Source organism: Embleya sp. NPDC059237 (genome assembly GCF_042754105.1).
GTDB lineage: Bacteria > Actinomycetota > Actinomycetes > Streptomycetales > Streptomycetaceae > Embleya.
Window position 1 is genome coordinate 67157 of record NZ_JBHZAE010000017.1, and the last position, 12698, is coordinate 79854.

12 protein-coding genes are annotated in these 12698 nt (G+C 71.6%); 4 read left to right on the forward strand and 8 right to left on the reverse strand.

Going from position 1 to position 12698, the window contains the following annotated elements:
- Positions 1-109: 109 nt before the first annotated feature.
- The 4 genes from ACFXKZ_RS38930 to ACFXKZ_RS38945 form a co-directional block, all read right to left on the reverse strand.
- Positions 110-2674 carry an ABC transporter permease gene (locus ACFXKZ_RS38930; RefSeq protein ID WP_380008199.1) on the reverse strand — a complete coding sequence of 855 codons (2565 nt, stop codon included), beginning with the start codon at positions 2672-2674 and terminating at the stop codon, positions 110-112.
- Positions 2675-2683: 9 nt separating this feature from the next.
- Positions 2684-3520, reverse strand: coding sequence for an ABC transporter ATP-binding protein (locus ACFXKZ_RS38935; protein WP_380008203.1), 837 nt, complete (start codon positions 3518-3520; stop codon positions 2684-2686).
- 176 nt (positions 3521-3696) lie between these two features.
- Complete coding sequence (locus ACFXKZ_RS38940; RefSeq protein WP_380008206.1) at positions 3697-4017, reverse strand: DMT family transporter; 321 nt, start codon at positions 4015-4017, stop codon at positions 3697-3699.
- On the reverse strand, positions 4017-4676 hold the full coding sequence (locus tag ACFXKZ_RS38945; protein WP_380008209.1) for an FMN-dependent NADH-azoreductase: 660 nt from the start codon (positions 4674-4676) through the stop codon (positions 4017-4019). Before ACFXKZ_RS38945 ends, ACFXKZ_RS38940 begins: the two co-directional genes overlap by 1 nt.
- 155 nt (positions 4677-4831) lie before the next feature.
- On the opposite strand from ACFXKZ_RS38945, the gene ACFXKZ_RS38950 reads away from it, so the two are divergent.
- Both ACFXKZ_RS38950 and ACFXKZ_RS38955 read left to right on the forward strand, forming a co-directional pair.
- On the forward strand, positions 4832-5470 hold the full coding sequence (locus ACFXKZ_RS38950; RefSeq protein WP_380008212.1) for a TetR/AcrR family transcriptional regulator: 639 nt from the start codon (positions 4832-4834) through the stop codon (positions 5468-5470).
- Positions 5471-5832: 362 nt separating this feature from the next.
- Complete coding sequence (locus ACFXKZ_RS38955; RefSeq protein WP_380008215.1) at positions 5833-7173, forward strand: TerD family protein; 1341 nt, start codon at positions 5833-5835, stop codon at positions 7171-7173.
- A gap of 22 nt (positions 7174-7195) precedes the next feature.
- On the opposite strand, the gene ACFXKZ_RS38960 is transcribed toward ACFXKZ_RS38955, so the two are convergent.
- Positions 7196-7948, reverse strand: coding sequence for a hypothetical protein (locus ACFXKZ_RS38960; protein WP_380008218.1), 753 nt, complete (start codon positions 7946-7948; stop codon positions 7196-7198).
- Positions 7949-7999: 51 nt separating this feature from the next.
- A complete protein-coding gene (locus ACFXKZ_RS38965) occupies positions 8000-8638 on the reverse strand; it encodes a TetR/AcrR family transcriptional regulator (RefSeq protein ID WP_380008221.1) in 639 nt (212 codons plus the stop codon).
- 179 nt (positions 8639-8817) lie between these two features.
- On the opposite strand from ACFXKZ_RS38965, the gene ACFXKZ_RS38970 reads away from it, so the two are divergent.
- Together ACFXKZ_RS38970 and ACFXKZ_RS38975 are read left to right on the forward strand one after the other, a co-directional pair.
- Complete coding sequence (locus ACFXKZ_RS38970) at positions 8818-9129, forward strand: 4a-hydroxytetrahydrobiopterin dehydratase (protein ID WP_380008224.1); 312 nt, start codon at positions 8818-8820, stop codon at positions 9127-9129.
- Positions 9130-9361: 232 nt separating this feature from the next.
- Complete coding sequence (locus tag ACFXKZ_RS38975) at positions 9362-9958, forward strand: hypothetical protein (RefSeq protein WP_380008227.1); 597 nt, start codon at positions 9362-9364, stop codon at positions 9956-9958.
- Here ACFXKZ_RS38975 and ACFXKZ_RS38980 read toward each other — a convergent pair.
- Positions 9933-10967 (reverse strand): agmatine/peptidylarginine deiminase, encoded by a 1035-nt coding sequence (locus tag ACFXKZ_RS38980; RefSeq protein WP_380008230.1) that lies wholly within the window; start codon positions 10965-10967, stop codon positions 9933-9935. The genes ACFXKZ_RS38975 and ACFXKZ_RS38980 overlap by 26 nt on opposite strands.
- A gap of 48 nt (positions 10968-11015) precedes the next feature.
- The gene (locus tag ACFXKZ_RS38985; RefSeq protein WP_380008233.1) at positions 11016-12689 is read right to left on the reverse strand and encodes an urease subunit alpha; all 1674 of its coding nucleotides are present in this window, start codon (positions 12687-12689) and stop codon (positions 11016-11018) included.
- Between the last annotated feature and the right edge of the window lie 9 nt (positions 12690-12698).

Sequence of the window (12698 nt, forward strand, 5' to 3'; positions counted from 1 at the left end):
ACGGTAACCGGCCTCGGGCGCGGGTCGCACGAACGGCGCCGGCGGTGCGTCGGCACGGGAGGCCGACGCACCGCGGCGGGTCATGGGACCGTCGATCATCGGCCGGTGGTCATTCCGTGGAGATCGCGGCCAACACGTTCATCCGCGAGGCCCGCAGCGCGGGCAGCAGGGCGGCGAGCAGGCCGACGACCCCGGCGCCGACGACCACCGCGGCGATCGTCCCCCACGGGATGGTCAGCACGTCGAGGCCCTGCGAGGCGAGCATGCGCTGCGCCGCGACACCCCAGCCCACCCCGAGCGCCAGCCCCAGGACCGCGCCGAACACCGCGATCACCGCCGACTCCAGGCGGATCATCCGCCTCAGCTGGATCCGCGACATGCCGATCGCCCGCAGCAGTCCGATCTCGCGCGTGCGCTCGATCACGGACAGCGCCAGGGTGTTCACCACCCCCAGGATCGCGATGATGATCGCCAACCCGAGCAGGCCGTAGACGAGCCGCAGAACGATGTTGGTCTGATCCTGCACGGTCTGCTTGTAGTCGGCCTGATCGCGCAGTTTCACCTGTGGGTAGGGCTTGAGCGCGGTCTCCAGCGCGGCCCGCACGGTCGAACTCTTCGCCCCGTCGGCGACGTTGGCCATGATCACCGAGTCGAGCAGGTCCGGGACGAGCTTGGCCAGCGTGTCCAGGCCGACCACGCCGGACCCGGCGCTCGCGAGGCCGATGCCCTCGTCGTTGATCACCGCGCCGACGCGCAACTCGGCGGTCCGGCCGTTGGGTGTGCGCAGCGTCACCGTGCTGCCGACGCCCAGGTCATGCTTCTTCACATAGGACTTGGGCAGCGCGATCCGACCCGGGGCGAGCCCGTCGGGCGCGGTGCCGGCGGTGTACTTCTGCTTCAGCATCGCGTCGATGCCCGGATCGGCTCCGGTCACCGTGATGGTCTCGGACGATCCGTTGAACAGCACCTTCGCTTCGGTCTCGCGCTGGCGCACCACATTGCTCACGCCGGACACCTTGCGCACCGTCTCCGCCACGTCGTGCGTGAAGTTGAGCCCGCCGTCGCTTTCCAGGGTGTAGTCGGCGCCCAGGCGCTGGTCGATCTGCTTGCCGACCGAGTCCTTCATCGACGTGGCCACCACGGACAGCGAGGCGACCAGCGCCACGCCGATCATCAGCGCGGCGGCGGTGGCGCCGGTGCGGCGCGGATTGCGCAGCGCGTTTTCCCGGCTGAGCCGGCCGACCGTGCCGAACAGGCGCGGGAACGCCCCGGCCAGCCACGGGATCACCGCGCGGGCCAGCACCGGCCCGAGCACGATGAAGCCGACCAGGGTGCCGACCAGACCAACGGCCAGGGCGAGCCCGTGCGCCGCGTCCAGCTTGGTCGCGGAGGCGCCGACCGCCAGGCCGATCGCGCCGAGCGCGGTGACCGCGGTGCCGCCGACGGCGCGCCCGCGCAGCGACTTCGCGGGCGGCGCGCCGGCCTCGCGCAGCGCCGCCATCGGGCTGACCCGGGCCGCCCGGCGCGCGGGCAGGTAGGCGGCGACCAGGGTCACCACGACCCCGACCGTGTAGGCGATGATCGGCGTCGCGGATTTGATCACCAGCGGGGCGCCCTTGAGGTCGACCCCGAGCGACTTCATCAGCATCAACAGGCCCTGGGCCAAGCCGAGTCCGCCGAGCAGGCCCAGCGTGGAGCCGACCACCGCGAGCAGCGTCGCCTCCACCAGCACGGAGCGGTTCACGTCGGCCCGACTGGCGCCGATCGCGCGCATCAGGCCCAACTCGCGCGTGCGCTGGGCAACCAGCATCGAGAAGGTGTTGAAGATCAGGAACGTGCCGACCAGGAGCGAGACACCGGCGAAGCCGAGCAGCGCGTACTTGACCACGTCGAGCGCCTGGCCCAGGTCGGCCGAGGAGGCGTCGGCCTCCTCCGCGCGGGTCCTGACGTCGACGTCCCCGCCCAGCTTGGCGACGACCCGCGCCTTCAGCTCCTTCTGGTCCACGCCGGACTCGGCGGTCAGCGACACCGACGTCACCATGCCCGGCTTGCCGAGCAGCCGATCACGGGCGGCGGCGCCATCCAGGAACAGCATGGTCGTGCCCGGGTTGATGGTCTTGAAGTCGGCCAGGCCGACCACGGTCGCGTCGAACGCGCCGGGCGCGGCGACCACGTGCACCTTGTCGCCCAACCGCACCTTGTTGTGGTCGGCCGAGTCGCTGTCCAGGATCACCTCGCCGGGACCCTGCGGCGCCTTCCCGCGCTTGAGCACGACGGGGGACTGCTTGGTGGGGAACCAGTCGGCGGCCTGCACCTGGGGATCCGAGGTCAGCCCGACCTTCTTGCCCTTCCCGTCGACCACGATCACGTTGGTGACCGTGATGTCGGGATGCGCGTCGGCCACGCCCGGCACCGAACGGGCGGCGGCCACGATCGAGTCGGGCACGGTCGGCTGCTGGCCGCTCTTGCCGAGCCGGTCCTCCCGGAACTCCTTCTTCGGCTTGACCGTGACATCGGCCGCGGCGGTGCGCGAGAGGTCGTGAAACGTCTTGCTGATCGTGTCCGTGAACATCAGCGTGCCGGCCACGAACGCGACCGAGAGCAGGATCGCCAGCGCGGACAGGACCATGCGCGCCTTGTGGGCCAGGAAGCTACGGAACGTCGCCTTGAGCATGTCGACGCCTCAGTTCGCGGAGCGGGCGAAGCGCTGCATACGCGCGAGCACCGTGTCGGAGGTCGGCGACAACATCTCGTCCACGACCCGACCGTCGGCCAGGAACAACACCCGGTCCGCGTAGGAGGCCGCGTTCGGGTCGTGGGTGACCATCACGATGGTCTGGCCCAGGTCGTAGACGCTGCTGCGGAGGAAGCCCAGCACCTCGGCGCCGGAGCGCGAGTCGAGGTTGCCGGTCGGCTCGTCGCCGAAGATGATCTGCGGTTTGCTCGCCAGCGCGCGGGCGCACGCGACACGTTGCTGCTGGCCGCCGGACAACTCGCTCGGTCGGTGCTTGAGCCGGTCGCGCAGGCCGACGGTCTCGATGACGGTGTCGAGCCAGGCCGGGTCGGGCTTGACCCCCGCGATGTCCATCGGGAGCGTGATGTTCTCCAGCGCGGTGAGCGTGGGCAGCAGGTTGAACGCCTGGAAGATGAAGCCGATCCGGTCCCGCCGCAGCCGGGTCAGGTCCCGGTCCTTGAGCCCGGTGATCTCGGTGTCCCCGATCCAGCTGTGGCCGGAGGTCACCGAGTCGAGGCCGGCCAGGCAGTGCATGAGGGTGGACTTGCCCGACCCGGACGGGCCCATGATCGCGGTGAACCGGCCGCGGCCGATCGCCACGTCGACCTCGTCGAGCGCGACCACGCGGGTCTCGCCCTCGCCGTACCACTTGCTCAGCGCCCGGCAACCGGCCGCATTGCCCTTGGCCCGATCCTCGTGATCGATGCGCCGGTACGCGTCGGGTTCGGCGGGCCCACCCGACGGGGAGGTCGGGGTCGGGGGGCGCCGGCGGTTTCCGGGAGACATGCGGGGTGCTCCTTGCGGTGGGGGTCCTGACTACCTCCCCAGCTTTCGCCCCGGGCGGTTGCGCCCGATAGCCGCGAACGTGGCCACCGCTGTCACTAAAGTTGCATCCAGAATTTCCTTTGTTGTCGAACGGTCTGTCGTCAACGGGACGTCCGCCGTCGAACAGTCGCCCGCCCTCACGCCGTCGACGTCAGCCGGGCCAGCACCAACCCACCCACGATCAGCACCAGCGCCGCAATCCGTCCCGCGCTCAGCGCGTCGTGCTGGATCGTGATGCCGAGGGTGATCGCGCCGACGGTGCCGATCCCGGTGAACGCGGCGTACGCGGTGCCCACCGGCAGGTCCCGCATGGCCACCGACAGCAGATACACCGCCGTCGCGCCGAGCAGGAAGCAGATCACCGTCGGCAGCGGCTTGGTGAACCCCTCGGTCGGCTTGATGCTCTGCGACCACACGACCTCGACGAGGCCCGCCGCGAGCAGGATCAACCAGGCCATCAGTACCCCTCCACGAGTGAGCGTCCCAGCTCCGCGGCGCGCTCCAGCGCCTCCGCGTGCGAGGAACGGTGCTGCTCGAGCCGCTCGGCCAGCGCCGGGTCGACGAGCGAGTTGGTCAGTTCGGTACCGAGCACGATCGCGTCCGTGACGGCGTAGTGCCCGGTGAAGAAGTCCAGGAGATAACGCGTCTGGTGGTCGAACGGCGCCCGGGGGGTCCCCGGCAGGTAGGACCCACCGCGGGCGGAGGCGACCACGAAACGACGCGGCGCGAGCGACATCTTCGGGAAGGTGACCTGGTCGATCCACGCCTTGAGCTGCGCGGAAACGCCGAAGTTGTACATCGGCGCGCCGATCAACACGACGTCCGCGGCGACCAGTTCGGCCAACAGCGGCTCGACCGTGGCCCATGCCTTGCGCTGCTCGGGCGTACGCACGGCCTGCGGGTAGTCGGCGATCGCGGTGATTCCCTCGCGCAACATCGTGTCGCAGATCTCGGTCCATGCCTGGTCGATCGGCGGGACCGGCCGCGCGGTGAGATCCCGGTAGGTGTACTCGGCGTCCGACCGCGCGCCGCGCCAGGCGTCGGCGAAGGCGGCGCCCAGGGTCCGCGAGAACGAGTCGGCGCGGGCGCTGGAGTCGAGGTGGAGCAGGCGAGGCATGGTAACTCCCGAGGTCTAAGTGGACGGACTGTCCGCTTCATCGGGGAGACCGTAACAGGCAAGCGGACATGCCGTCCACTTAACCGATCGCACTGCCCCTCGGACTGCCTCGAATAAATGGACGCGGCGTCCACTTGCTGGTTAGGGTGGGGATCATGACGAAACGCACCGACTTGCTCACCGGTCTCCCGGTCGCCGCGGACGGTGCGGCGCCGGCACGGGAACGTGCGGACGCCGCCCGCAACCGGGCCCGTGTGCTGGCCGCGGCCGAGGAGTTGTTCGCGACCGGCGATCCGGCCGAGGTCACGATGGAGGACATCGCAAGGGCGGCCGGCATCGGCCGCGGCACGCTCTACCGCCGCTATCCGGACCGGGCCTCCATCGCCCGCGCCCTCCTCGACGAACACGAGCGCGCGCTGCAACACGAAATCCTGCGCGGCGCACCGCCGTTGGGCCCGGACGAGCCGGACCCGGCGGCCCGCCTGGCGGCCTTCTATGCGGCGATGGTCGACCTCCTGGAGCGGCACGTACACCTGCTCCTGGGCGCCGAAACCGGCAGCGCCCGCTACCGGACCGGCGCATACGCGTTCTGGCACACGCACGTACGGATCCTGGCCGCGGGCACCGCAGACCCGACAACCCTCGCCGACGTGCTTCTCGCCCCACTGGCCCCGGAGCTGTACCGCCGCCAGCGCGACCAGCACATCGAACCCGCGCGGATCAAGGCGACACTGGCGGCCTTGGCGGACGCGATGTTGCGGGCGGCTCCGGGGGAGGGGTCGGCGGCGACGTAGCCGGGTGAATCCGCGCCCGATCCGGTGTCGACGTGCTTGGGCGGCGGCTGGTGGGGGAGCCCGGGGCGTGAGGTGGGCGGGGGTGAGCGAACGGTGGCGCCGGTGGTCGAGGGGCTGCGGGTGAGCGGGCGGCCGGTGAACGGGTTGTGGGGACCGGTGGGTGTGGGTGGTGAGCGCCGCAGGTGGTTCGCTGGTGGGCGCCGGAGGGTGGAAGGGCGGTAGGTGTCGGGGGTGGTTGGGGATCGAACGCCCGGGGTTGCGGCCGGCGTTGGGGGCCGTGGCTGGTTCGCTGCGGTGGATGGCCCGCGTCGGTAATGTCGTACCGGCCGGCCCGGTGGGGTCCGTGAAGCGGAGGGGTGCGCATGTCGGTGACGCTCTCGAAGGGCGGCAACTGCCCGCTGGCGGTGGCCGCCGTGGTGGTGGAGGTCGCCTTCGCGGCGCCGGTGGACGTATCGGCGCTGCTGCTCGCCGGGACCGGAAAGGTGCGCTCCGACGCCGACTTCGTCTTCTACAACCAGCCGAACGGACCCGGTGTCCGGTATCTGGCGGCCGGCCCCGGTCGACCGGCCGCGGTGCACGTGGACACCGCCGCGGTGCCGGCCGACGTACAGACGATCATGGTGACGCTGAGCCTGGACGGCGGCCCGGGCGCACCGGTCACCTTCGGCGGCACCACCCCGCCCACCGCAACCGTGCGCGACCCGTCCGGCGAGGCGCTGGTCACGTTCACCCCGAGCGGCCTGGGCCGCGAGACCGCACTGGTGCTGCTCGAGCTGTACCGGCGCGGCGGCGTGTGGAAGGTGCGCGCGGTCGGCCAGGGATACGCCAATGGACTTGCGGGCATCGCCACCGACTTCGGCGTCTCCGTCGACGACGACCCGGCCCCGCCGCCGCCCACCCGCCCGCAGCCGGCGCCGCCCACCCGCCCCGAGCCCCCGGCGTACGACGACGCCCCGACCGCGCCGGTCGCCCCGCTGCTTCCTCACGAGCCGCCCAGGCCCGCGCCGATCCCGCCGCCGATCCCCCGCCGCCCGGTGACGACGCCGCCCCCGCCGCCGGCCCCCGTCGAGGCCCGTACTGCCCCCCTGCCCACCGGCACCGGCACCCGCACCCGCACCGACACCCCGATCAACCTCGACAAGGGCCGCGTCAGCCTGCGCAAGGACCAGTCGGTGTCGTTGGTCAAGACCGGCGCACCGCCGCTGACCCGGGTGCGCATGGGACTGGGCTGGGACCCGGCCAAGTCCGGCGGCAGCATCGACCTGGACGCCTCCTGCATCGCCTTCGACGCGCACGGCCGGAAGGTGGTCGCGGTCTGGTTCATGAAACTGTCCGGCCTGGGCGGCGCGATCAAGCACACCGGCGACAACCTGACCGGCGAGGGCGAGGGCGACGACGAGTCGATCGTGGTCCGCCTCGACGCACTCCCCCCGCACGTCACCGGCCTCGTCTTCACCGTGAACTCGTTCCTGGGCCAGAAGTTCACCGAGGTCTCGCGCGCCTTCTGCCGCCTGGTCGACGACACCACCGACACCGAACTGGTGCGCTTCGAGTTGTCCGGCTCCGAACCGCGCACGGGTGTGCTGATGTGCAAGCTGGTCCGCGAGGGGCCGATCTGGACGATGACCGCGCTGGGCCGATTCGCCGACGGCCGCACGGTACGCAAGCTGGTGGATCCGGCCCGCGAGGCGCTGGAGCTGTGACCGACGGCGGCCCGTCCGGGCCTCAACTCGGGCAGCGTTCCCCGTACTTCACCACGCCCACCCCCACCGTGTCCGGCACCGGTTGCCCTTCGGCCGGTCGCTGCGTACAGACGACCCAGTGCGTCTCGATCAGCACCGGTCGCCCGCCGCCGAGGTCGTCCACGTCGACGTGGGCGTCACCGCGCAGGCCGCGCCGGACGACGATGACGCTGCGCCCGACCAGGTTCGGCATCCGGCCGTCGACCACCTTGGGCTCGGCGGTCGGCGCCGCGCCGGTGGGGCACTTCTCGTCGTGCCGGACCACGCCCAACTCGACCCGGAGTCCCTTGTCCAGCGGCCCCGGATCGGGACTTTGGTCGCACACCTTCCAACTGCTGAAGATGAACTGCCGCCGCCCCCGCCCGCTCGCGTCGTGCGAGGTGACGAGCCGGTAGCCGGCCCGGCGCGCACCGTCCCACGCCTCCTGCAGGTCCGCGCCGACCAGATCGGGCAGCACATTCCTCGGCACGGACGACAGCTTCGTCGCCCGAGGACTCGCGGACGCCGCTCGGCTCGAAACCGCCGGGGTACTCGGGGACGCCCGAGGGGGCGCCGAAGGGGGCGTCAAAGGGGACGCCGAAGGAGACGTCTCCGCCACCGCGCCGACCGGGGCCCCCTCGCCCGACGCCGGACCGGTCGCGGCCGGCCCGTCGCGATGAGCCAGACCCACGGCCACCAGCACGGCCAGCACCGTGCCGAGCACCGCGAGCAGCTTCGGGTTCTGCCACCACTTCATCCGTCCACGATGCGACCGGTCCGCGCCGAACGGGAGGAATTCGGCCGCCGATCACCTGTCCGTGTGGTTCGTCCGGGCATCCGCCCCCGGATCGTCGCCCGGCTCGGCCCCCGGCTCGACGCCCGCCTCGCGTACCGCGAACCCGGTCGCCTGCCGAACCATCTCGGCCCGGGACGGCCCGGGCGCGCCGATCACGATTCGCGTGGCCAGCCCGTCGAGCAGCGCATGCAGGCGCAACACGTACCCGTCGGGATCCGGGTGCGGCTCGATCATCGCCCGCAGATCGGCGATCCACGGGCCCTCGATCTCCACGCTCGCGGCCAGCACGTCCGGGTCGGCCAGGGAGCGCGTCCACACCTCCAGCCACAACGTCCAGCGCGGGTCGGCGCGCTCGTCGGGCAGGTACAGGTCGATGTAGCCGGCCAGCCGCTCGGCGCGCGGCACCTCGGTCGCGCCCAGCAGGGCCCGTCGCCGCTCGGCGAATCCCTGTTCGCTCCAGCGCAGCGTCTCGACCAGGAGTTGTTCCTTGGACCCGAAGTAGTAGGCGACATGGCCGCCGCTGATCCCGATCCGCTTGCCCAGGCCCGCCATGGTCAGCTGCGCCAGCCCGTGCTCGGCGATCGCGCTCATCGCGGCCTGGAGCACCACCTCCCTGGGCTGCTCCAGCCGTTTGCGCCGTGTCCCCGCCATGCTCAGCACCCCTGGTTCGTTCGACGGCGGACCTCGCCTGCCGCCATGTTAGAACGTCGTTCAATACCGCGCCCGGCGAACCGACGCCGCCATACTGGCGGGAGCCGGTGACGCGACCGGAGCCGGTTCCCGGTCCGCGATCCCGGCGTCCGCGCCCACGTCCGACGAGAGGATCCACCGTGGCACCCCAGCCGCTCACCGACGCCGAACTGACCAAGGCCCTCGCCGACCTCCCGGGCTGGCAGGTCGCCGACGACGAACTGACCGCGACGTACGCCTGCGCCCGCGCCGACGTACCCGCCTTCTACGCGACCGTCGCCGCCGCCGAGGACCAGGCGAACCACCACGCCCGGATCACCATCCTCTACGGCACCCTGACCTTCGCCCTGACCACCCACGACGCCGGCGACCGAATCACGGCCGCCGACACGGATTTCGCCACCCGAATCGCCGCCTTCGCAGCCGCACACGGCGCGACGCTCAAGACCTGACCCGACCGCCCGGCGGGGCGGGAGGCCGAGGGCCGAGGGGCCGGGATCGACCCACCACGGCGGGCCCGGCGCCCCGAACCGCTCCATTCCGGTCCGATCCCGCCCCGTCCCTGCCCTGTCCCGGTCCCTTCCCTGCCCCACCCGGTCCGCCCGCCCGCCGGGCCACGCAGCCTTCACTCCACGCTTCCTGGCCGTTCATCCGCGCGTCCCGCACGCCGCCTAGCCTCCGACCATGAGCACCGACGCACCGGCGTCCCACCCCGTCCCGGCCACCCTTCGCGGGTGGCTCCTCCCGTTCGCCGGAGCGACCTCGGCGGGCTGGCTGATCGGGACGTACGCGATCCGCGCCGCCGCCCTGGGCTCGTGCGACGACTTCGGACAACGCGGCTGCACCGGAGACGACTTCGGGCCGTCCCTGATCGGCCTGTCCGGCCTGCTGCTGGTGCTCGCGCTGATCGCGGGCGCGGTCGCCGCCGGCGCCGGTCGGCGCGGCATACCCGCCTTCGCGGGCGCCCTCCTCTACGCGGGCGGGATAGCAACGCTGGCCGCGCTCACCGAACCCGCGACCGACGCCGGCTGGTACATACCGACCGTCACCACCGGCGCCCTGGCCATACTCCTGCTCGCCCTCGCCGCATTCGGCGCCGGCGAGCGCGGCCACTCCACCACCACCCCGCCCCCGAAGCCGACCGAACCGCCCACCACTTCGGACGAACCCGCAACCGCCCCCGGCAACACCAGCGCGGCCACGGCACTGACCGCCGGCCGGCCACGCGCCGACCGGACGCTCGCCGCAGTGCCCGTCAGGCCCTCGGCTGCTGCTGCGTGATGCAGTGGATGCCGCCGCCGTTGGCGAAGATGTCGCGGGCGTCCACGAGTTCGATGGCGCGGCCCGGGAACAGCTTGCCGAAGGTCGCGGCGTTCTCCTCGTCCCGCGGGTCGTCGAACGCGCACAGGATCACCGCGCCGTTGGCCACATAGTGGTTGATGTAGCTGAAGTCGACCCAGTCGTCGTGGGCTTCGAGCACCGTCGGCGCCGGGATCTCGACCACCTCGAGCGAACGCCCCTTCGCATCGGTGGCCGCGCGCAGCAGAGCCGCGTTCTCCTTGCCCACCTCGTGGTCCGGGTGCGCCGGATCGGGCTGCACGTGCACGAGGACCAGGCCCGGTCGGGCGAACGACGCGACGATGTCGATGTGACCCCGGGTGCCGTACAGGCCGTAGTCGCGGGTGAGTCCGCGCGGCAGCCAAATCACCTTCCGCACCCCGAGGAACGCCTTCAGCTCGGCCTCGACCTGCTCCCTGGTCCACCCGGGGTTGCGGCCCTCGTCGAGTTGCACGGTCTCGGTGATCAGCACCGTTCCCTCGCCGTCGACGTGGATGCCGCCACCCTCGTTGACCATCCGCGACGCGTAACGACGTACGCCGGCCGCCTCGATCACATGCTCCGCGATGTGCCGGTCGTGCTCCCACGAGGCCCACTCCTGGGCGCCCCACCCGTTGAACACCCAGTCGGCGGCAGCGATGCCACCTCGCCCGTCGGTCAGGAAGGTCGGCCCGATGTCGCGCATCCACGCGTCGTCGAGCGGCTTCTCCAGCACGGTCAGCGGCCGGTCGACATAGCGCGCCACGGTGTCCGACTCACCGAGGTCGGTGATCAGCGTGACCGGCTCGTAGCGGGCGATCGTCGCGGCCACCCGGCCCCACGCGGCGCGCGCGGTGTGCAGGTCCTCCTCGGCGAAGGTCTCGTTGCGGCTGGGCCAGGCCATCCAGGTGCGCTCGTGCGGCACCCACTCCGCCGGCATCGAAAAGCCGTCGGCGACGGGGGTGTTCGTCATGTCATTGCTTCTTTCGTCCTTCGTCGGGAACCACGGGACCTACGACCGCTACAGGAAATACAGCCGGTTCAACGACACCGATTCGGCGGCCTCCGACATCACGGGCTCGCCGTCCATCGTCACCAGACCGGTGTCCGCGGCGACCCGGACCTCCGCCAGGCGGTTGTTGTGGATCATCGCCGCGGGGCCGATTCCCCGAGTGCCCCGTACGCCCACCCGGCGCCGCCGGGTCGGCATCAGGTCGCCGCCCGTGGCCGCCGCGGCCTGCGAGGTGAACGCCACCGACAACTCGGCCGGCGCCGCCCCGTGCGCGCCGAACTGCGGACCCAGGACCAGCGGTTCGCAGTTGTCGGTGGAGGCGTTCGGATCGCCCACCACGCCGTACGCCGGGAATCCGCTCTTGAGCACCAACTGCGGCTTCGCGCCGAACCATTGCGGCTGCCACAACACGATGTCGGCCATCTTGCCCACCTCGATCGAGCCGACCTCGTGCGCGAGGCCGTGCGCGATCGCCGGGTTGATGGTGAGCTTGGCGATATAGCGCATGACCCGTGCGTTGTCGTGCCGTTCGTGCTCGGCGCCGCGCTCCAGCTTCATCTTCCCGGCCATCGCGAACGTCCGCCGCACGGTCTCCCCCGCACGCCCCATGCCCTGCGCGTCCGACGAGGTGATCGGGATGACCCCGAGGTCGTGCAGTACGTCCTCGGCGCCCATCGTCCCGGCCCGAATGCGGTCCCGGGCCATCGCGGCGTCGCCCGGCAGATCGGTCTTGAGCCCGTGCGCGGAGACGATCATGCCGAAGTGCTCGCCGAGCGCGTCCCGCCCGAAGGGCAGCGTCGGGTTGGTCGAAGAGCCGATCACGTTGGCCACCCCGGCCATCCGCATCACGTTCGGCACGTGGCCGCCGCCGCAACCCTCGATGTGGTACGCGTGGATCGTGCGCCCGTCCAGCACGGAGAGCGTGTCGTCCACGGACAGGCACTCGTTGAGGCCGTCGGTGTGCAACGCGACCTGTACGTCGTGGTCTTCGGCCACCCGCAGCGCGGTGTCCAGGGCTCGGGCGTGCGCGCCCATGTCCTCGTGCACCTTGAAGCCGGACGCCCCGCCCTCGATCAACGCCTCGTCCAGCGGCCCCCGACCCGACGACGAACCGCGGGCCAGGAAGGCGATGTTGACCGGCCAGGCATCGAACGCCGCGAACGCGTTCCGCAGCGCCCACGGCGAGTTCACCCCGACACCCCAGACCGGCCCGAACTCCTGGCCGACCAGCGTGGTCACTCCGGAGGCCAGCGACGCCTCCATGATCCGCGGCGAAAGCAGGTGCACGTGCGTGTCGATCGCGCCGGCGGTGGCGATCAGCCCCTCGCCGCTGACGATCGTGGTGCCGGTGCCGACGACCACCTCGACGCCGTCCTGGGTGTCCGGGTTGCCGGCCCGCCCGATCGAGGCGATCCGCCCCTCGCGAATGCCGATCGAAACCTTGCGAATGCCCTGGATCGCATCGATCACCACGACGTTGGAGATCACCACGTCGCAGGTGTCGCGCACCGGAATCGCCCGCAGATGCAGCCCGTCCCGGGCGGTCTTGCCGAAGCCCGCGAGAAACTCGTCACCCGGCAGCGCCGAGTCGTGCTCGATCTCGATCACCAGCCCGGAATCCCCGAGCCGCATCCGATCCCCGGCCCGCGGCCCGTACGTGGACGCGTAGTCACGCGGATCCATCACATCACC